We start from the raw sequence: 20,263 nt of genomic DNA, 5'->3' as shown, positions 1-20,263 counted from the left end.
GCGGAATGGCAGACGCGCTAGCTTGAGGTGCTAGTGCCCTTTATCGGGCGTGGGGGTTCAAGTCCCCCCTCGGACACCGACCAAATCCCCACGGTTCTTCGCGAACCGTGGGGATTTGTTGTTTCGTGCGGGTCGAGATGGATCGCGGCCTGCAGGGTCGTGTCTCCGGGGCGGTAGGCGAAGCGGAGATCGAACGCGCGGTAGATCTCGATCTTGTCGGCGGGCTCGGATTGATGGATCACTGCGGCAAGGTCGCGGATGGAGCGCACCAGGCCGGCAATCTCGTCGCGGGTCATTCGGGACCCCACTCCGTTGGCTCCGGAGCCTGCTGTGCGGAGGTTGGCTTCGGCGCGTGCGCGGCGGGCCTGGGTCTCGGCGATCCAGCGAGTGACCAGGGTGGGGTCGGCACCTGCTTCCAGGGTCGCGCGGTGGGTGGAGAGCTTCGCGTCGCAGTCCTCGATCCGGGCCCGGGCGGCAGAGGCGGCGGCCGTATCAGGATGCTCTTCGGGTGCGTGGGCTGCCAGGAGGCCGATGGTGTCGTCCAGCCGCTGGGGCAGGAAGATCTTCGCGAGCCAGGTGTCGACGGGACCGGTCATACATTTCTCGCGGAGGTAGACGTTGGAGGGGTGTGTGACGCGGTTGGCCAGGGCGTATTCCTGGGGGCAGCGGCATCGGTAGTACGCCTCTTCGTCGACCACTGTCCCTGCATGCGGCGGTCACAGGCACCGCATCTGATCGGGCCACGAAGAGGTACGTGTTGCGGGTGCGGTGTCTCTGATGCGCGGCTCCGTGTTCGACGCGTCCGGCGAGCGTTTCCCGGGTGCGGGCGAAGGTCTCGTCGTTGACGAGCGGAGTGTGGACGACCTTGCGGGAGACGATCCACTTGTCCTGGCTGTTCCAGCGCAGTGGGGTGGTGTGGCCGAGGGTGACGTCATTGATGTCGAGGAGCGTTTCCTGCTTGTGCTGCTTGTTCCAGACCTGGCGGCCGATGTAGCGGGGGTTGGTGAGGATGGCGCGTACGGCGGACTTGGCCCAGGCGCGGGTGTCGCGGTGGCGGTTGCGGGCGGGGTCGTGCGCGGAGGGGCTGGGGATGCCGTCGCTGGTGAGTCCTTCGGCGATGGCGAAGAGCCCAAGGCCTCGGAGGTACTCGGTGAAGATGTGGGTGATGACGGGGGCGGTACGGGGGTCGGGCTCCAGGCCATGGAGGCGGCGGCCGTCGGCGGCCTTGGCCGGGTGAGGGTGGGGGCCGAGATCTACGAGGCGATAGCCGTACGGAGGTCGGCCGCCGAGATAGCGGCCAGAGGGGGCACGGGCTCTTGCCGATCATTCGGTGCGAAATGAACGACCATCCCACCCGGCACACAAGACCGCTGCGATCACGACCCCGGCGAACACTTTCCCCAACCGCTCATCCACAGAACGCCGCTGCCGCTGCGCCCCGAACAACAGCGCATCACGCAGCCGCCGACGCCGGGCCGACACCGACTCCAGCAACTGACTGTCGTAATCCTGGGCTGCCACAGCTACCTTCTACCGCTCCCAGACTTCGTATTCATCACGCCCGAGAGTCACCGACCCGGCTACGAGACGCGTCATCCATTACTCGCATCTTGAGAGTTCCTGCAGGTCTTCCAGCGACGCCGCGGTCTCCCAGTGCCAACTACCAATAGGTACCGTCGTGATCGCTGCACGCCTAGCTGCCTGGTGCCCCGGCGGCGTGCGCCGGGCTCGAACACGAGTCAAACTAACCATCTCCACGACGCCAACTCTTGGTCGGCTGGCCATTCTCATCCCACTTCATATCTTCGCGTGGCGTCAGACCATCAGCGTCAAACACCTTCCGAGATGCCAGCGTGCCGTTGGGGTGCCATTCTCGGAACTCTCCGCGGGGAAGCCCCATTCCCACAGTGCCCTCGGACCGAAGAGTCCCATCTTGGTACCATTCACGCGACACGCCGTCCTGCGCCCCCTCGGTATAATCATCCAGGCTGACCAGTTTTCCGCCGAGGTATTCCGCTACCTCCCCGGTGAACAACTTCCCCCGATAGAGCAGTCGCTGCGCTTCGTCCATGTCTACTTCTGGATCATCGATGTCGATTCGCACTGTGGGAGGCATTAGTGGATCCAGTTCTCATCGCTCGGCGGGTAACGCGTGAATCGTCCGTGACTGCTCGGTACACCATGGAGCATGTGGTTGCAGTTCGCGCAGAAGGGGGCTGGACGCCCAGAGGTACCCCTAGCCTTATCTGACAGGTAAGGAATCTCCACAGCGGCCCGCATCTCGGCGAGCGCGGCGTCTCCGTCAGGCAACCCTTGTTTCGTACGCGCCCAGAGTAGGTCGGAGGCGGCGTACCGATGGAGTCGTAGCGTTCCGCCAGGGTCGGGTGCAGTTCATCAACTGGGATGACGGCATCAGCCTTGCCGTTAATGCCCTCGATGATTGTGCCGGTCCGCAGATCAACCACAGCCCCTACACAGGCTCCCGTTTGCTTCCGAGGGAATGTGCCGGCTTCCTTCACAGCGCGATACGCGGCGCCACGATCACGGGCAACGACATGCCCCGCGCGGGCACCGGGCAGGGCGGCGGTCAGAAGTCCGGCGGGATCAATGTCCCAAGCCGTCACAACAAGCCCCCTTCATCCCGATCCCCCTCACCCGGCGCCGCTGTTCACGCTCGGGCGCCTCGCCACCCCTCCGCGGGCGAGTCGTCAGCCGATGTTGTCGTACACCGGTCCCGATCGCATCGGTGGTCCGCGATCACTTTCAGCCACCCATCAGGCGCGTCAACAACGCTCCAGGTCAATACAACTAGCCGCTCCACGCCCGCCCCTGAAAGCGGCGTGTGCCGTTTTCTCAGCGCCTCAGGGGAAAGGCCCTCCGTCGCCGCCCCGCGCGCCAACCAGCGTGTGGGCCATCAGAAGGCACACAGTTGGACGAATGCGTCAGCGTGAGAGCTCCAGCTCCGTGGTGATCGTCGGTGATCGTCGGAATCCGTGGGGAATTGGTTCAAGTCCCCCCTCGGACACAGAGATTGACCACGAAGCGCTGGTCGGGATCCATCCCGACCAGCGTTTTGCGTTGCGCGAAGGTATGCGCCCCGCCCCCTGACATCTCGCGAGCGCTCCCCCGGCGCGGCTGCAGGGGGAGCGCTGTAGTCGACCGATTACCGGCAGTGGACGGCGGGGCCTTGGGTCGGATCCAGCCTGCGCGTCACGTGGAGCGGTCCGGCAGGGGGGATACAGGGACGCAGTGCGTGCTGTCTTCGGGCACACCGGTGTGTTCAACGCCGTCGTCGTCACGGTAGCGCCATGCGAACGGCACACCTCGTGCCGTCATGACGTCGGGGCCGTCCATGAGCTGGAAGTGCAGATGGGGCTCGGATGAGTTGCCGGAGTTGCCGCATTCGGCGATCTCTTGTCCCGTCGCCACCCGGTCGCCCACGGCTACGCGCAGCGAACCGCGCCGCAGATGCGCGAAGGCCGCGTGCACGCCGTCGCCGATGTCCAGGATGACGTAGTTCCCCATGAGGTGGCTCGGCCAGCCGAGACTGCGGATGAAGCCTTCCAGGTAGAGGTAGAGGAAGGCGGGGAACGACATGCGCGACAGATGGTCCCGCTGTCGTTCCCCGGTCGCGACGACGACTCCGTCGGCGGGGGCGAGCACGGGCATGCCGTAGGTGGGGTAGAGGCGGGGGCGCCGGGCGAGTGGCCAGAGCCAGCGGAAGGGCGGGGCCTGCGGCGTGACGCCGTCACTACCGTCGTCGCCTGCCTCGGGGACATGCTTCAGGTCGATGGCGTACGTCTGCGCATGGCTGTGTGTGTGGCTGGGGACCTTCGTGGCCGGGCCGTTGAGTGCCATCCAGCGCCCGGTGACTGGGATGCCGAGGAGCACCGGCTTGCGGTCCTGGGGCGGGCGCTGGGCGCGGATCATTGTCACGCGCATGGTCTGACCGACGATCAGCAGCGCCACGCCGGTGTACCAGAGCGGGCCGAGCCCTTGCGTGTTCACCACAATGCACAAGGCGCCGGCGGCGAACACCAGGCCATAGCGCTTCCACAGCATCACGAGCATGTGCCCCTCTTCGCAGGTGTGTCAGTTCGGGCGGCGCCCGCATCCTGTCATGGTGGAGTGACGGGTTCCGGGGGATCGGCTTCTTGTCAGGCCCCGACGGGGGCCAACTGCTGGCTGGCCAGCCGCCGGTAGGTGGCGTCTTCCGCCATCAGCTCCAGGTGGGTGCCGCGGGCTCGCAGCCGGCCCTGCTCGATGACGAGGATCTCGTCGGCGCCTGCTGTGGTGGAGACGCGGTGAGCGATCGTGAGCACTTGGCAGTTGGCTCCGATAGTGGTGAGGGCGGAGCGCAACGCCTTCTCGGAGTCCGAGTCGAGGTTCGACGTGACCTCGTCCAGGAGCAGGACCGCGGGCCGGGTCAACAGGGCTCGGGCGATGGCCAGTCGCTGGCGCTGGCCGCCGGAGAGTCCTGCGCCGCCCTCCCCCAGGTTGGTGTCGAGGCCGTCCGGCAGTGCGGCGACGACATCGGTGAGGTGGGCCGCCTCCACGGCCTGCGCGATCTCTTCCGGCGTGGCGTGGGGCCGGGCGTAGACGAGGTTCTCGCGGACCGTGCCCCGCATGAGTGGGGAGTCCTGTTCGACCAGGCCGATACGGGAGCGGAGTTCCCGCAACGGCAGGAGGGAGGCGTCATCTCCCGAGATCCGGACCGTTCCCCTGTCGGGGTCATAGAAGCGTTCGATCAACTGGAAGAGCGTGGACTTGCCCGCACCTGACGGTCCGACGATCGCCGTGATGCCGGTGGCGGGAAGCGTGAACGAGACGTCGTCGAGGGCTCGGGGCGCCGGGTCGGAGTAGCTGAAGGTGACGTTCTGGAACTCGACGGCGGCGATGCCGTCGACCTTGCCCCGGCTCCCTGCCGCCACAGGTCCCGTCGAGGCCTCCACGGTCTCCTGGTCGATGGTGGCGAGGTCGTTGACGCGGTCGATGGCGGCCCGGCCCTGCTGGAACTCTCCCAGCGACATGAAGAGCGTGACCAGCGGTGAGACGAGATAGAAGAGGTACATGATGAAGGAGGTGAGATCCGCGGCCGGGAGGGCTCCCGTGGTGGTGCGGGCCATACCCCAGGTGATGACCACCGCGAGGGAAACCTGCGTGCCCACGTTCATGGCGGGCATCAGCATCGCCGACAGCCGGGTCACCCGGATTCCGCTGCCGCGTGCGGCGCCGGCGAGCCCATCGATCCGCTCGGCCTCGCGATTCTCGGCGCCGGAGGCCTTGACCGTGGTGAGCGCGCCGAGGACACGGAGGAGTCCGGACCCGTAGTCGCTGGTGTCCTCGCGGTTCTGGACCGCCGCCTTGCGGACCGCTCTGGCCAGGAACAGCGCGAGGGTGGACGCCGCGCCGAGACAGCCGGCGGTGACCAGGAGCAGCCGCCAGTCGATCCAGGCCATGACGGCGATGCAGCCGACCGTGGTGAATCCGGCTGTGATCATCTGGGCGACGGACGAGGACAGAGCGATCCGGGCCAGTGAGGTGTCGGAGACGGTACGGGTGAACACGTCACCGTGTTCGAGCTTGGTGAAGGCCCGTATCCGGGAGTGGAGCAAGCGACCCGTCAAGGTGGAGCGCATGTCGAGGACGATGTTCTCGCCCGCCCGGCCGATCAGGTAGAAGTGGGTGGCGGCGAGCGCCGCGTCGGCGACGAACAGGCCGGCGATGGACAGGATCGGCCAGGTCGTCGACTTGTCCAGGGAGACGGCTTCGATCAGGTCGCCGATGAGGAGCGGCTGCACGAGGGTCGCTGCGGTGCCTCCGAGACCGAGGAGGATGCCGACGGCGAGGAGCACCCGGTGACGCCGGACGATCGCGGAGAAGTTCACGACGCGTCCCGCCCGAAGGAGATGGCCATGATCACCGCGATGCTCGTGGCGAAGACGATACCGAGGGCCATCGCCCGTCTGGTGAGCCGTCCGTTCTCCCGGAACACCGCGGACATGCCCGGCGCCGCGAAGGCGAACGTGACCGCGAACCACACCGCACGGCTTGTCGTCATCCTGGTTCCTCCCTTGTACTGCTCGCTACACCGGCGGTCGCTCAGGCGCTCTTCGTATACGTGGTCAGGAACATCGGGTACTGCTCGGTGTAGGGGGAGAGATTCCAGTCGGCGTAGCCGCCTTCGGGGGTGAGTCCGGCCGCCGCGGCGTATCCGTCGACCTCGTCGGGGGTCGTGAGGCGCGCCAGCTCACTGCCGACACGGGTGGTGCCGTCGGACTCGTACCAGATGTGGGAGCACTGCCAGATCTCGGAGGTGAGCGTGGAGTGGGTCTGCAGTCCGGTTCCCGGCTCCGGGTAGGGCGTGAAGAGGGTGGTTCGCAACTGGCCCTCGTGGAGTGCCTCCACCGCGGGGCGGTTGCCGGTCTCCACCACCAACCGGCCGCCGGGGCAGAGCAGTTCGGCGGCACGACACACCGTCTCCCGCTGGTCCTCGGGACTGAGCAGCATCGACAGCGTTCCGCACACCACGTACACCAGGCCGTAGGTGCGGGTGTCGGTGTACGTGCGGATGTCCGCGTGCACGGGGACGACCTGGTCGCTGCCCGGGGCGTCGGCGAGTTGGGCGAGCATTTCCGGGGACGAGTCGACCCCCGTCACCTGCCCGGTCTTCTGGGAGAGCGGGACGGCGATGCGTCCGGTGCCGACCCCGAACTCGATGGTTCCGGCTTCGGGGTCGGGGTGGAGCCGGACCAGGGCGTCAGCGGTGATCTGGGCGTCGGCGCCTCTGGGAAAGATCCGGTCGTACCACTTCGCGAACTGTGCGCCGTAGCCGATGTCTGCAACTGTGCTGGTCATTACGGGGGTCACTTCCCATGGGCGGTGTCCGGGGGCTGTGGCGCGGCTCAGGTGGGCCAGTAGCCGCTCCTGGTCTGCATCACGGAGCGGAGCAGGCGGACGCGTCCGTCGTCGGCGAACTCGCCGAAGGTGAAGACCTCCATCTCGCCGGCCCGGCGCCCGTCCCGCGAGGGCACCATGGAGTAGCGGGCGGCGAAACGGCTGCCCTGCGTGAGTGCCGCGTGGACGTCCAGGGTGTAGTCGGGTCCCTTGTCGCGGGCCGCGGCGAGGGACTGCAGGGCCGCGGGGCGTTGCATCGACGTGCCGTTGATGTACTGGACGGAGTCGGGGGTGTGGAACCGGTCGTAGGCCTCTTCGAGGGGCACGCCCGGGTCGTTGGCCAGCTCCGCGAAGGCCGTGAGGTAGGCCGCGGGGTCCGTCGGCGCACCGCTGGGTGCGTCGACGGACGCCGCGTCGCTGTCCCAGGTCTCGGTGTCGGAGCTGCCCCAGCCGTAGGTCGACCGCGCGGTGGTGACGGTGGCCGCGACGCGTCCGTCGTCCGCGAGGTCGGCGAAGATCACCGCTTCGGTGTTGTGTCGTACCTGCATCACCAGGGGCTTGCTGATGGTGTACCGGGCGGCGGCACGGTTTCCGTCCACCACCGCCTCGTGAATCCACAGCTCGTACGGCGTCTGGTCCGCCCGCCACTGCGAAAGGTTCTTCAGTGCGCCGTTCCGGTCGCGCTGCTTCCGGTTGACCACATGGATGGCGTCGGGGACGTGGTAGCGATCCCAGACGTCTTCGAGGCTCTGCTCGGAAGCGAATGCGTCGGCGGTGTAGGTGCGAAGGTAGCCGACGAAGTCGTCGGCGGGGATCGGGGCGGTGGTCATGGCGCGTTCTCCAACACTGGTGTGGCGGTGGTTCTCGGTGGTGCTCAGGCGGCAGCGAGGTGCGGACCGACCCGGCCCATCGGCGTGTACGGGGAGATGAACAGGGGCTCGGGCTCCTCGCTGGTGTCGTGCCCTGCGGCTCGCACGACCGCGAACTGGAACCCCTTGACGTTCGCCTCACCCTGCTGTCCGCGGATCGTCTTGCGGATGAACTCGGCGAGGACCCGGTAGGAGGAGGTCTTCTGCACCTCCGTCGCACCGGCCTTGGTGGCCTGCTGGAGGATGGCGGTGCACAGGTCGAACACCGACTTCTCCGGGCGGCGGGTGGCGAACCAGAACGCCTGGTACATCCTTCGGGGCTCGATCATGTCGATCTCGCTCCACTCCGACGTCCCGCCCGCGTGGTCGAGTGTGCGGTAGACGTAGTGGAAGTCGTGTGTCGCCGGGTTCGGGGCGAAGAACTTCCAGTTCGGGATGAAGGAGAAGAGGTCCTTGGAGCGGACCCTGTCGAACGCCGGGTGCGGGTGCTGCGCGGCGACGGTCGCCACCAGCATCCCCGCTCCCACGACGCGCGCCACACAGCCGGGGCCGGTGAACGTGTCCTTGAGCAGGGCTGTCGGCGTCACCTCTGTGCTCCTTGTTCGTCGTCGGCGGACTCGCTGCGCGCGTCGCCCGTGCCGTTCAGGAAGTCGGTCATGTGCTGCACCGTCTTGTGGGCGTAGAGCGCGTTGGTCAGCAGGGAGTCGTGGTCGGCCCCTTCGACGACCTTCACCTCGCCGCCCTGGTGCACCCGGACGAGTTCGTTGTACATCAGGAGCTGCTCGGGATCCTGATCCACGGTCTGCTGCGCAGCGATGATCAGCGCGGGCGCTTCCACCTGCGGCAGGTCGCCGTCGAAGGACCTGAAGTCCTTCTCGACCGCCGCCCATTCACGCCTGCCCGCCTTCCAGAGGCGGGCGTCGGTGTACTGGGCGAACACCTTGTCCCGATAGTTCGCCGGGAGCCTGTCGAGCCACGCGGGACGGCTCATGAGGATGCCGGTGCCCAGGGAGAGGTAGCGGGCCGCGTGCGTGATGTTGTCGTTGAGGTCCTTCGCGCCGTCGCTCTGGCGCTCGGAGCGCTGCAGCTCGGCGGGGTGGGACGGGTCGAGGTAGACGAGGCCGGCGATCCGGTCCGGAATCCGGGCCGAGACCCGGCGGATCAGCTCTCCGCCCAGGGAGTGGCCGACCAGGACCGCCTTGCGGTGCGTGGGCACGGTGGCGCGGATCAGATCTTCCAGGTCGTCGACCGACTCGTCCAGGACGAAGGGCTCGTTGGTCCGGCGGAGGCTGCCCGCGTACCCGGCTCGCGCGTAGGCGACGACCGCGCTGTCCGAGTCGTTCACGAACCGCTCGGTGATCCACGCGAAGTGCTCGGACGTCGAGGTGAGCCCCGCGCAGAAGACGAGCACCGGAGCATCCGTCTCGTCGTCCCGGCCGCCCGTCTCGTACATGAGCTCGTTGCCGTGTCGGGTGACGAACTTCCGTGACGTGGGCCAGCCTTCGAGGACGATGGCACGGCGCTGGGCGGCTACCGCGGTGGCGACGGCGATGCCACCGGCGAGGAACAGGCCCGCGGCCTTCACCGCGCGGTCGTCGCGGCCCGCCACCAACGGGTGCGTCTTGGGTGCGGTGGTGTAGGCGACCATGGGGTGCATGGCCGGGAAAGCCGTCATGAAGCGTCCGAGTCCCATGACAAAGCCATTGGCTACGTGGAAACTTCCCGCTGCCGCGATCATCGGACGGGTCAGCCTGCCTCCGGCGAGGTACACGACCGGGAAGAGGCATTCCATCGCGAGCACGCTGTGCTGCACGTATTTCGCGGTCCGCGGGTAGCGCTGGGTGAGGCGGTAAGCGCTCTCGAACCCGTAGGTGCGGGTGCGCATCACGCCGGGCAGCGCCGAGCCGTCACGCCATTTCTCACCGATGAGCTTGACCCAGCCGGAAGCCGCGTAGGCCAGGCTCGCCTGCATGGCCACGTACCAGAGGAATGCGTCCTTGGTCTGTGGACTCTGCGAGAGGCGGGCAAGGCCGGTGGCGGTCTGCACCAGGTTCGCCACCTGGTCCGAACCGTCGGTGCCATAGCGGTGGCGTGTCTGCAGAACGGAGGTCGACGCCGTGAGGAAAAGGCCGCCGGCCCCGCGCCATCTGCTGTTTCCCGGAAGGAGGAGACCAGCGCTCACGGCGGCTCGCGCGACGTGTATCGCCACCGTCATCTTCTTGCCACTGACGGCCTCGGTGAGTTTGCGAATTGCCAGGTTCTTGGTCTCCGGTGCCTCCTTCATGATTTCCCAGTCATTTAGTCCACCGGGGTCCAGCTGTTTGTGCTGGTGCAGATATTCGAGGGAGGAGGAGAGAGTGGTGAGCGCGGAGAGTCGCTCAGATAGACCCAGGGTACGGTCCCGGGATATTGGCACCGGAGAGAAAAGCGACGAGACAAGCTTCTTCATTCGTCTCACAGGATGTTCCTCACGACTGAACCATGGGTGAGCTAATATCTGAAAGCTGTCGGGCCGCGATTCCGGCGCGGCCCGACAGCTCGTCTGGTGCTCGCAGACGTCACGCTCCGAGCGGCTTCAAAAGCCCACACTCATGTCAAGGGCTACTGATGGTGTTCTCTACTTGCCGCCGGCGCCGGCGGCACGGCCGAGCTCGTAGGCGCCGACGATGGTCGCGCCGGCAGCGAGGCCACCGCCCGCGTAGGGGCAGGTGACGAGAACGGCCGGCGTGAATGCGACCGGCATGGTGCGGGTGACACGGTCCTGCTCACCCTCGGTCAGGGTCGGCTCCGTGATCGAACGCACACTGTCGATGATGTGAGTCATTCTGATCTCCTTTTCGAAGACGCTCGGAAGGCCTGGCGGCCTTTAGTTGACGACACGACCGGCGACGTACGCACCGACCGGGACGGTGAAGGCGACGATGCCGGCCGTGATCTTGGCCGTGACCGGCACGGCAACGGCCGGAGTCGCCATGACGGGAGTGCCGTCGGCATTCATCAGGCCGTCCTCGAGGGAGCCCAGCTCCTGCTGGTTCATAAAGGCAGCTATCTTGCCCATGATCCATTCCTCCTGTTGATTTCAATCGAGGCGTCGGGGTGTTGGAATCGTCGCCGATGTACGCAATGCCGACAGAATGCACCCTTGGAGCGAATATGGATGCAGCCCGACATGGAGCAGTACACAAGATTTCCTGCATGGAATATCGCCCATGAATCAACGGAACACGCACGTCCCTCATGGGCGGCTAGAATTCCGAGCATCGCCTGAGTTTCTTACTCGGCACCCGCTCGCCAACGATCGATCAACTCCCCGTTACGGGCACCACTATATGAAGATTGCAGAGCTTGAAATCAAGCCCATTGCATGTGACGTGCATCACACACGGAAAGGAAATGGCGATCGGCTGACCGTTGGAACTTCTCGGCCCTTGGCGTGAAGTCGGCGATGACATTAGTCATGCTTTACGCGTTGACCAGTGAGAACGAGGGCGCAAGAGCTAAGAATTCAGGTCTGTCGCGCTGGCTGAAACTGGCCGACCGGTATTCAGCCCCTGCGGGCGATGTCTCGCCACGGAGTCACGGCCCGATGAGGGGGGCCGGCGCCAGTCCTCGCTGGCTGCGGCCCGGAGCCCCCGTCACGTCGGGCGCTCGGTAGGGCGCTTTCCAGCCAGCCAAGGTTCACCCGGCGGGGAGCGATGGCCTGATGACGTGGGCCGATTCCCGCTGAATGTGACAAACGTAAGTGTCGGAAAACAGGTGAGGGTGCCACCCGGTAAAGAAAGGAGTCAAGAAGACCTTGCTCCCCACCGATGAGCTGTGCCTAAAGTAGAGATCGCATCTTGCCCCTGTTCGCCCATCGAGCCCGGAGCGAGGCGCAGAATGCGTTCCCTTGCGTCACCGATTTCCCTCTGCCTCAGTGATCGGGTATCACTACCCCCACATGTAGGCCACTTGAATTACCGACGGCATCGCTACACATAATTTCGGCCGATGAATGGAGAAATTGTCCGACCGGTCATTCATCACGTCCATACAGCGATGCACGAATGATGGCTGTACGACCGGGCCGGATACCGCAGTTCGCTGCGTCGCTGCCCCGATACATACGTGCTGAGCGAGTCCGGTCCGCGCGAGCTGGTGCACTCCCGCAGGCAGCGCGAGGGGGCCAGGGCGGTGGACGTGACCGTGAAGATGGAGCCGTGGACGGCGCTCTTCGGCGGCGGTCTGCTCCTGGACTAGAGGGAGATGTTCGCCTTCGCGCGGGGAACCGCCCACGACCGGGCGCTGCGCATCGAAGCCTCGGCCCCCGCCACGTGGCGCGCGGCGCGACGGGAGCGGGGTCGTTCATGGTCGACGGAGGCAGGCCGCTGGACCGGCCGGAGATTCCTGTTTCCGCGATAGCGGCCGAACTGACGCTGCGGAAGAGCCCTCGCCGGGCCGTGACCGCGGTGGTGCGCTCCGGCAGGTACTAGGCGGCCGAGCGCGCCGCGGTCGGCTCGGTGGCGCTGCGAGTCGTGCCGGGTCATGCTTGCCTCCCTCCGTGGTCACGGCCCGGCATGCCTGACGTGCTGCCGTGCGGGCGGAGCGACGGCGGGGTTCGGATGCCGTGTTCGCGGCGCAGCGCGGAGAGCGCGGCCAGATAGCCGGACATTCCATGCACGCTGGGTCCCGGCGGAGTAGAGGCCGAGCACAGGTACAGGCCGGGTAGCGGGACTTTGTACGGGTCCCACTTCGCGGCGGGGCGCAGCAGCGACTGGCGCAGGGTCATGGCCCCTGCGCCGATGTCGCCGCCGACGTAGTTGGGGTTGTACGTCTCGTATGCGGCGGCGCTCACGCCGCGCGCAGCGACGACGGTGTCACCGAAGCCCGGCGCGTACTGCTCGATGCGGCGGCGGACGAGGTCCACGGGGTCCCGCAGGTCGCCGTGCGGAACGTGTGCGTAGGCCCAGACGGGACGTCTGCCGCCGACGGTCCGGTCGGGGTCGGTGGCGGCGGGGTCGACGAGGAGCACGAACGGCTCGGGGTCCTGGGTGCCGCGTACGGCCGCGGACTCCGTACGGAACATGTCGGCGCGGGTGCCGCCGAGGTGGACGGTGCCGGCCCGGCCGGTTTCGGGGTCGGTCCATGGGATGGGCCCGGACACCAGGAAGTCGACCTTGGACGCCCCGGGCCCGTACCGGAAGCGTTCCAGGGCCCGGCGGTAGCGCGCGGGCAGTCGGTCGCCCGCGAGCTGGAGGAGCCCCTTGGGGCTGGTGTCGAGCAACACCAGGGGTACGCCCCCGAGTTCGCCGAGGTCCTTGACGGGCCGGCCGGTGTGGACGCGGCCGCCGTGCGCGGCGATGTCCGCGAGGAGCGCGTCGGCGATGCGGGCGCTGCCGCCCCGGGGCAACGGCCATCCCGTGGTGTGCGCCAAGTGGCCCAGGAGCAGCGAGACGGCGCTGGCGGCCAGCGAGGGCAGCCTGCCGACGGCGTGCGCGGCGACACCCGTGAGCAGCGCACGAGCCCTCTCGGTGCGGAACGGCAGCCTGGTGGCATGGGTGAGGACCCTGGGCGCCAGGAGCAACGGCGCCGCCAGGTCGTCGGGAATGCCGCGCTGGCCGGAAAGGATCAGGTCGACGACACCCCGGCTGTGCGCGGCGAGCGGCGTCATGAGCCGCCGCCAGCGTTCCCCGTCCTCGCCGAGCCCTGCGCTCGTCTCGGCGAGGTCGCGGTGGGCGAGGACGGCATCCTGGCCCAACAGCGGATGGGCGTAGGGGATCTCGGGCTGGAGCAGGTCGACGCCGCGCGCGGGCAGGTCGAACTCCCGGAAGAATCGGGACGCGGCAGCCATGGGGTGCACAGCCGCACAGATGTCGTGCACGACATCGGAGTCGAAGAGCGGCTCGGTGCGCAGACCCCCGCCCGGCGTGTCGTGCGCCTCGTACAGTTCGACGCTGAGACCCGCCCGCAGCAGCGTCACAGCGGCGGCGAGCCCATTGGGACCCGTACCGACGATCACCGCATCCGGCATACGACGCCCCTCCTGCTGGTCTCACGGAGGGCTCGTACAGGAGTCTCCGTCGGTCCCCCGCAGTGGATACAAGCAGCACCCTTGAGACCTCGTTAGGGCGCAGATCACACCGCTAAGCGGAGCCGATTCTTCTGAATGCTTGACATGCGTCACGGCTCCGGCATGACGCATGCCACCGCGATCCATGCCGCAGCTACCGCCCTGACCTGCGAATTCGCCGCATCGATCGGCGCCGCGAACACCATGGCCGCAGAAAATGTGACCGACGCCACCTACAGGCGAGACGCCCCCGACACCGCTCCGCCGGGGTCAGATCCAGCCTTGCCGACGGGCGACATGCGCGGCTTCATGCCGGTTCGCCGCCTTCAGTTTGCCCGCGATCTTCGAGAGGTAGTTGCGTACGGTCCCGGGCGACAGGACCGCGCGCCGCGCCACCGTGTCTATGGGCGCCCCGTCCGCCGACAGCGCCAGAATGTCCGTCTCCCGCCGGGTCAGCGGCGACTCGCCCGCCGACATCGCCCTCGCGGCCATCTCCGGATCGACATAGCGGGCGCCCCGATGGATCGTCCTGACGATGACGGCCAGTTCTTTCGCGGACGTCGTCTTCGGTACGAACCCCCAGGCTCCCGCCGACAGGGCCGACGCGAGATATCCGGGCGCCGTGTGGGAGGTGACCACGAGGCACCGTATGGAGGGGCGGGCCTGCCGCAGATCCCGGATGACGCTGATGCCGCCCTTGTCGGGCATGCTCAAGTCCAGCACGCAGACATCCGGAACGAGCTTCCTCCCCATCTCGGCCGCTTCGACACCGCCTGCCGCCTCACCGATCACTTCGAGATCCTCCTCCGCCGCCAACAGCACGGAGAGTGCCCCCAGGATCATTTTCTCGTCATCGGCCACGAGGACTCGAATCCGCACGCCTCACACCTCTCGCGCAAGGGGGACGGTGATCAAGAGGTGGTACGTGCCGTGAGGCCGAGGTCCGTGTTCCAGGCGCCCTCCCAGCGGTGCGACACGCCGCTTCAGCCCGTTCATGCCCGTACCCAGTTCCACCCTCTGGCCCTGCATGTCACACACGCCGTCGTTCACCACCCGCAAGGCGCACTCCCTGGCCTCCGGCTCGCCGGACAGGGCCAGCGTGATCGTGCAGGCGGTGGCCTCGGACGCGTGCCGGACGACGTTCGTGGCCGCTTCCCGCACGGCCCATCCGAGGACCTCCCGTACCTCGCGGGGCAGGCCGAGGCCGTGGTCCCCGCCGATCACGTCGCACCGGACGCCGAAGGCCCGGAGCAGGGAGCGCGCGCCGTCCAGCTCGTCGTCGAGTGACGCGGTGCGCACGGCGTTGACCACCGCCCGCAGCTCACTCTGAGACGCCTTCGCCAACACCTGCACCTCCTCCATCTCGTTCAACTTGCCCGTGCGTGCGACGAGTTCAGACTTGAGAGCGATGATGGCCAGATGCCGGCCCAGCGTGTCGTGCAGATCGTGGGACATCCGCAGCCGTTCCTCGGCCACCGCGTGCAAGGCCGCCACGTCCGCGGCTGCCTCCAGCCGGGAGATGACGGAGACGGGTCGCATCACGCTGCGGACGGCGATGATGATGGTCAGGAAGATCCCCCCGGCGACCAGTGCCGATGTCACCGGGTCCGGACTGACGGCGGCGGCCACCACAAGACACGTGGCGCCGGTGATCAGTTGAACGCGCAGCGACAACTCGGCCGCCGCGACGGCCACGGGCACGGCGGCCATTCCGGAGAGCGGGACGACCTCCGACCGTGCGAAGGCGCCCGTATAGGGGAGCAGCCACAGACAGGCCAGCCACACGAAGGTGGGGGCTAGCAGGGCGAGCGGTGGGACCGGGTAGCGGCATCCGGTGCACATCGGGCGAAGCAATGCCCCCAAGTGAAGGGCGTACAGGACGGATACGAGCCCGAGTACGGGGTGCGGATCGGGCATCTCCGCGATCAGGACGAAGACCAGGAGGGGCGTGGTCAGACAGATGGCGAGTCCCTGCCGGGTGTGCCTCGCGAACCTTTCGGCATCCTGGCGTGTGGCGTGCAACTGCGTGGGGGCCGACGGAGGCCTACGTGCACCCCGGCCGGAGAGCGGTGCGGGCACGAAGGACGGGTACGGAAAGGACTCGGGCGTGGGGGGCAAGTCGAGCCTCACTAGGTAGGTGCATCACGCAGGTACATTTCGGCCCCGTCGGGCCAACAACGGTCAGGCAGTCGCCCGTCGGCGTACTTGAGGCACTCGGAGGGAAAGGGGCGCCCGACCTGCTGGGCGACCGCGTCCCGCCCGGTCAAGGACGCACCGCGGAGAGGGCATGCCCGTCCCCGGGGGACGGCAATCGGAGCCGGTGTGGTCAACGGCTCCTGCACGAGGGTCGGTTGCCGTGGGGGGCATCGCGACTCACGGATCATTCCGGCGCAGTGGGCACGGCTCCAGACTCAAAGAGATTTCCGCGCATGGCGGAACATCGAGCGTGGGCAAGGTCGTTGGCGAAGGCCGAGCCATGACACACCGTCACAGGCACCTTCCGGCGGAGGGGCGACGAGCCGCGGGCGCACCCGGGCGTCAGGCGGCTCGAGATACGCACCTCTCGGCACATGAAGCCTGTAAGTAGACATGAGAATCCCCCTGAACATGCCGTGCTGGAGGTGCATCCGCCCGATCAGCCGTTCGCACCGAATCCTCACTGGCCACCTGCGCAAGTGTCAACTATTAATGGCACCATCACTGAGCTCTCGAAGGCCCGCCCGGCAACGGGCAGTTCTTCCGGGTGTGGGAAGCGGCCATGTGAAGCGTTTCGAGGGCCCTCTAGACTCCCCTGGCCCCCTACGCCCTGGGCAGACAAGGAGCTTGGCTGTGAGTGAAAGTGGCGACGAGCTGGCTCAGCGCGTGGCAGTACGTCTGGAGCGCCTGTTCGAGAACGTCATACCTGCCCGGCTGGGCCGGCCATGGACGAACCAGGAGGTCTCTGAGGCCACGGGCGTGGCAGTGGCACGGATCGCCGGCCTTCGCCGCGGTCGACCGCTCGAGCCCCCGCACCGCGACCCTCCGCAGGAGCACATCTCCGCACGCTTCACCGACCGCCTCAACCACCTGCTGGCGCAGCGCGTGGACGAGCATGGGCAGCGCTATTCACTGCGGGCGGCGGCCAGGGCCTCGGGGATGTCGTCGACCTATCTCGACAAGCTGCTGGAGGGACACAGTCAGCCCACACTGTCGAAGCTGGCACCGCTGGCAGCCTTCCTCCGGGTCGGCATCGACGCCCTTCTGACGGATGACCTCGGCTCCATTGCCCACCACTTCGGAGTCCGCCGAGAAGCGCTCACCTACGACAGCAGCGAACCAGTGGCCATCGAACTCGAGGACACCCTCAAGGCCCTGGCCGCCTATCGCCGCATCTCTCATAGTCCCGCCGCGGCGCAGATCGCGTTCCGCATGGCTGGTCTCCCCCCGGGGCAGGCGTCAGAGGTCGCGGCCGCGATCGAGAGCCTGCTCGCGGACCCGACTCCACACGACGCCGCCTCATAGCCCCGCACCGCGCGCGACACCACCGACATCACCCTGGCAAACAGGCTGATCGACGAAGAGATTCGCCCCCGTGTCCGAGATCAGGCAAGTAGTCATAGGATCACTCGCACGTGGTCCTGACCAGACCACACACGTGGTCCTGACCAGACCACAAGCGTCCAATCACTACGGGGGCACCATGCGAATCGGCCGTGAACGGCGGCGCGCAATCCGGCTCATCCGGAAACTCGATCTTCCGGAATTGCCTGTACTGAAGGATGTCGTCGACTCGGTGGCACGAGCACGTGAAAGACCGGTCGAGGTCACCCATCGCCGGCTTCCCTCCGGACTCACCGGCTTCTGCGCTCAGTTGCCCCACCGCGATGTCATCGTCATCGGCGACAGTGCGTCACCCCTGAACAGAATCCTCATCAGTTGCCATGAGCTCGTGCACCTGTGGCGCGGGCACACGCCGGCGCAAGGCGCCCTGTTCGACCGAGCCACGGTGCGCACGCTGCTGCCCGGGATCCACCCGGACGTCGTCCGCGGGGTCTTGATGGGGCGCTCCCACTACGGGTCTCCGCAAGAACGGGAGGCGGAAGTGGTGGCCACCCAGTTGGTCACCATGCTGGACCTGCGGGCGGATCAGATCGGCAACGCCCAGCTCGCGGCCTCTCTGGCCCATCGCAGAACCGGTGTCTGATGACGGGCCTCAACACCGTCTACGTCACCCTCTACTTTCTCCTCGGTGGCCTGTCGGTCATGACGGCAGCCAGCAAGATGCTCGCCCTGCGCAACAACTCCTCCCGCTCCCTGAGCATCCTCGCCCGGGGAACCCTGCTGGCTGCCGGTTCCTTTCTGCTCATGCATCCGGCCGTCTACCGATGGCTCGGATCCGTCTCCGGCATCGCCACGCTCGGCACCTTGCTGATCTATCTGTGCGTCTTCGGCTTCTCCATCAACTCGCATGTCCTGGTGCACCTTTGGAGCCAGGACCACGGCAGCGCCCGCCGTCCGGGACCGCGTCATCCGGTGTACCCGATCACGCTGTACCCGCCGCTCGGCCTCGCCATGGTCGCGCTCTACTTCATGGCTGCCCTGCGTTACCCGCAGGACCTGGGGGCGGGCCGCGTCACGGTCGACACCCATCCCTTGGTGGTGTACTTCTTCGCCACCACCTGGGTGGCCATCGCCGCTCCCCTCCTCGCCACCGCGAACCACTGCAGAAGAATTCTCCTGGCCCGCCCGTACGAGCGCCCCTCGATCAGCCGCGGACTGCGCGCGGTTCAGCTCGGGGCGCTCCTCCTGGGTTCCTCGTTCGCGCTCAAACTCCCCCCGCTGACGGCCAGTTCCTTCGGCGCCCATCACATCGACGTACTGCACCTCGGCGCGCCAATGCTGAGCGGCGTCGGCACCCTTCTCATCCAGTACGGCTACTTGACACCCGCACTGGACGCCTGGATCGAGGAGCGCCGTGACTTCCGCACACTTCGCCCCCTGTGGAAACTGACCATGCAGGCCAGCGATCCACGCCTGGCACTCGCCCCGCCCGGCCCTCTCGCGGAGAAGCTCGCCCTCAACGTCACGAAGTGGTACCTGCCGCGCCGCATCGTGGAGATCTCCGACGCCATCCACGCCCTACACCCCTGGATGCGGCCCGAGCCCGCAGACCGCGTCCTGCGGTCGGCTCCCTCCACCACTCCCGACCCGGACCTCACCGCCGCTTGCGCGGCCGCGACGCTCATCGATGCCATCACCCGCAAACGGCAAGGTGTTCCCCCTCGGCCGGACACCGCCGCGGCTCCCCTGCCCTTGGTCCCACCGGCAGAGGAACGAGCCCACCTGGTCCGGGTGGCCACCGCCCTCCAGCACCCCGCCGGCCCGCGGTCAGCGCTGTAGCCGCCGCTCGTGGACGAGGCGTCCCACCAGCGCCCCTCCGTACACGACGAAGCCCACCCCCAGCAGCCAGGACTGCAGGACGAGGACCGTTCCGATCGGGCCGTACGTCACCGCGTTCGACGCGATCAGCGGGGAGAAGACGAACTGCGAGAAGATCCGCAGCCCGAGCAGCCCGAGAGCCGTCGCGGCGGCTCCGGGGAGCAGGGCCCGCCAGCGGATGCGGCCGCAGAGCAGCAGCCGCTGCGACCACCAGAAGAAGAAGAACGCGCCGATGGCATCGCCCGCGGTGACCAGGGCCGTCCCGGCGGCGGACGACTCCGCCGGCGAGGGCACGGTGACGAAGAGCAGCAGGACGGCGACAAGGACGGCCAGCCAGACGACGTGCCGCCACATGGTGTGCCAGCGCGCCGGGGGCAGCCCCCACACCCGTTCGTAGCCGGTCTGGACGGCGGATCCGAAGGTCACGCCGAACGCGGCGAGCGCGGCGAGGCCGAGCGCCGTGGTCCGCTGCAGTGCCCGCCCCGGCGCGCCGAACAGCCGCTCGATCTCCTCCTCCGGCACCGCGGAGACGCCGAGCCCCTGCACCAGCCATCGGGCGAAGCCCTCTCCCCTCGCCAGGTCGGCCGCGGCGACGACGACGAGAAGGGGCACGAGCGTGAGGAAGCCGAGCGCGGCGAAGCCCATGGCGCGATGCATCAGCTCCATCTCGCGCCCGCGGTTCCAGGCGATCCCGGCGACCGAGGTCGCCAAGCGGCGGTGGAGGCGCGGGAGCCGGCGTCCGTTCGGCGCGGGGCCCGTGTGGTTCGGCGCACCAGATGCGGGGGGCATGTCGGATCAACTACCCGCAATGGCCGAGGGGCCAGCCCGGGGTACGGCCGAACGGGTACGCGCGGGCCCGGCACACGCGCCGCCCCTCAAGCGCAACCCCCGTTCCACAGCAGCCCGTTCACAAACGGAATGATCTCCATCACAGCATAGATCGTTTACCGCAGGGGCAGTCTGCTAGCGCAGTTGATCGATCAACCGAACACACGCTCGCATGCTGGGTGCAGGGGGAATCCCGGCTGCG

General features: G+C 67.5%; 20 protein-coding genes and 1 pseudogene. 4 read left to right on the top strand and 17 right to left on the bottom strand.

The genetic code is table 11. The features are described 5' to 3' along the window. Positions 1-17: 17 nt before the first annotated feature. From AC5P1C_RS28030 to AC5P1C_RS27970, 13 genes and pseudogenes are all read right to left on the bottom strand, one after another. Positions 18-698 (bottom strand): hypothetical protein, encoded by a 681-nt coding sequence (locus AC5P1C_RS28030; protein WP_493868718.1) that lies wholly within the window; start codon positions 696-698, stop codon positions 18-20. A 160-nt stretch (positions 699-858) separates the two neighbouring features. Further along, positions 859-1,158: pseudogene (locus AC5P1C_RS28025) on the bottom strand (recombinase family protein); the annotation flags it as partial. Positions 1,159-1,323: 165 nt separating this feature from the next. Next, positions 1,324-1,521, bottom strand: coding sequence for a hypothetical protein (locus AC5P1C_RS28020; RefSeq protein WP_493868717.1), 198 nt, complete (start codon positions 1,519-1,521; stop codon positions 1,324-1,326). Between the two features lie 223 nt (positions 1,522-1,744). Next, on the bottom strand, positions 1,745-2,104 hold the full coding sequence (locus tag AC5P1C_RS28015) for a toxin-antitoxin system YwqK family antitoxin (protein WP_493868716.1): 360 nt from the start codon (positions 2,102-2,104) through the stop codon (positions 1,745-1,747). A 1,106-nt stretch (positions 2,105-3,210) separates the two neighbouring features. Beyond that, positions 3,211-4,071, bottom strand: coding sequence for a M23 family metallopeptidase (locus AC5P1C_RS28010; protein ID WP_493868715.1), 861 nt, complete (start codon positions 4,069-4,071; stop codon positions 3,211-3,213). A gap of 86 nt (positions 4,072-4,157) precedes the next feature. Continuing rightward, a complete protein-coding gene (locus tag AC5P1C_RS28005) occupies positions 4,158-5,888 on the bottom strand; it encodes an ABC transporter ATP-binding protein (protein ID WP_493868714.1) in 1,731 nt (576 codons plus the stop codon). Then, positions 5,885-6,061: a hypothetical protein gene (locus AC5P1C_RS28000; protein WP_493868713.1), complete on the bottom strand. Its 177-nt coding sequence runs from the start codon at positions 6,059-6,061 to the stop codon at positions 5,885-5,887. Before AC5P1C_RS28000 ends, AC5P1C_RS28005 begins: the two co-directional genes overlap by 4 nt. Positions 6,062-6,102: 41 nt before the next feature. Next, entirely contained in the window at positions 6,103-6,858 is a 756-nt protein-coding gene (locus AC5P1C_RS27995; protein WP_493868712.1) for a class I SAM-dependent DNA methyltransferase, read from the bottom strand. A gap of 47 nt (positions 6,859-6,905) precedes the next feature. Then, positions 6,906-7,727, bottom strand: coding sequence for a nuclear transport factor 2 family protein (locus AC5P1C_RS27990; RefSeq protein ID WP_493868711.1), 822 nt, complete (start codon positions 7,725-7,727; stop codon positions 6,906-6,908). 44 nt (positions 7,728-7,771) lie between these two features. Further along, entirely contained in the window at positions 7,772-8,353 is a 582-nt protein-coding gene (locus AC5P1C_RS27985; protein WP_493868710.1) for a hypothetical protein, read from the bottom strand. Then, positions 8,350-10,050 (bottom strand): alpha/beta fold hydrolase, encoded by a 1,701-nt coding sequence (locus tag AC5P1C_RS27980; RefSeq protein WP_493868709.1) that lies wholly within the window; start codon positions 10,048-10,050, stop codon positions 8,350-8,352. Before AC5P1C_RS27980 ends, AC5P1C_RS27985 begins: the two co-directional genes overlap by 4 nt. A 333-nt stretch (positions 10,051-10,383) precedes the next feature. Next, positions 10,384-10,590 (bottom strand): hypothetical protein, encoded by a 207-nt coding sequence (locus AC5P1C_RS27975; RefSeq protein WP_365820849.1) that lies wholly within the window; start codon positions 10,588-10,590, stop codon positions 10,384-10,386. Between the two features lie 42 nt (positions 10,591-10,632). Continuing rightward, positions 10,633-10,824, bottom strand: a complete 192-nt coding sequence (locus AC5P1C_RS27970) for a hypothetical protein (protein WP_493868708.1) — start codon at positions 10,822-10,824, stop codon at positions 10,633-10,635. A gap of 1,049 nt (positions 10,825-11,873) precedes the next feature. On the opposite strand from AC5P1C_RS27970, the gene AC5P1C_RS27965 reads away from it, so the two are divergent. Next, positions 11,874-12,005, top strand: a complete 132-nt coding sequence (locus AC5P1C_RS27965) for a hypothetical protein (RefSeq protein WP_493868707.1) — start codon at positions 11,874-11,876, stop codon at positions 12,003-12,005. A gap of 283 nt (positions 12,006-12,288) precedes the next feature. On the opposite strand, the gene AC5P1C_RS27960 is transcribed toward AC5P1C_RS27965, so the two are convergent. From AC5P1C_RS27960 to AC5P1C_RS27950, 3 genes are all read right to left on the bottom strand, one after another. Beyond that, complete coding sequence (locus AC5P1C_RS27960) at positions 12,289-13,776, bottom strand: phytoene desaturase family protein (protein ID WP_493868706.1); 1,488 nt, start codon at positions 13,774-13,776, stop codon at positions 12,289-12,291. A 309-nt stretch (positions 13,777-14,085) separates the two neighbouring features. Continuing rightward, the gene (locus AC5P1C_RS27955) at positions 14,086-14,694 is read right to left on the bottom strand and encodes a response regulator (RefSeq protein ID WP_493868705.1); all 609 of its coding nucleotides are present in this window, start codon (positions 14,692-14,694) and stop codon (positions 14,086-14,088) included. Positions 14,695-14,697: 3 nt separating this feature from the next. Next, entirely contained in the window at positions 14,698-15,837 is a 1,140-nt protein-coding gene (locus AC5P1C_RS27950; RefSeq protein ID WP_493868704.1) for a sensor histidine kinase, read from the bottom strand. Between the two features lie 807 nt (positions 15,838-16,644). Between AC5P1C_RS27950 and AC5P1C_RS27945 the strand changes: the two genes are divergently transcribed. The 3 genes from AC5P1C_RS27945 to AC5P1C_RS27935 all read left to right on the top strand — a co-directional run bounded on the left by AC5P1C_RS27945 (position 16,645) and on the right by AC5P1C_RS27935 (position 19,194). Next, the gene (locus tag AC5P1C_RS27945) at positions 16,645-17,316 is read left to right on the top strand and encodes a helix-turn-helix domain-containing protein (protein ID WP_493868703.1); all 672 of its coding nucleotides are present in this window, start codon (positions 16,645-16,647) and stop codon (positions 17,314-17,316) included. A 178-nt stretch (positions 17,317-17,494) separates the two neighbouring features. Beyond that, positions 17,495-17,998, top strand: coding sequence for a hypothetical protein (locus AC5P1C_RS27940; RefSeq protein WP_493868702.1), 504 nt, complete (start codon positions 17,495-17,497; stop codon positions 17,996-17,998). After that, positions 17,998-19,194, top strand: coding sequence for an MAB_1171c family putative transporter (locus AC5P1C_RS27935; RefSeq protein WP_493868701.1), 1,197 nt, complete (start codon positions 17,998-18,000; stop codon positions 19,192-19,194). The genes AC5P1C_RS27940 and AC5P1C_RS27935 overlap by 1 nt, the downstream gene beginning before the upstream one ends. Here the strand turns inward: AC5P1C_RS27935 and AC5P1C_RS27930 are convergent. Continuing rightward, positions 19,183-20,022, bottom strand: a complete 840-nt coding sequence (locus AC5P1C_RS27930; protein ID WP_493868700.1) for a YhjD/YihY/BrkB family envelope integrity protein — start codon at positions 20,020-20,022, stop codon at positions 19,183-19,185. The two genes, AC5P1C_RS27935 and AC5P1C_RS27930, sit on opposite strands and share 12 nt — an antisense overlap. Positions 20,023-20,263: the final 241 nt, after the last annotated feature.

This window comes from Streptomyces sp. A18 (assembly GCF_059026065.1).
Note: the sequence above shows the minus strand (reverse complement) of the source record. Positions and strands in the feature narration are given on the sequence as shown.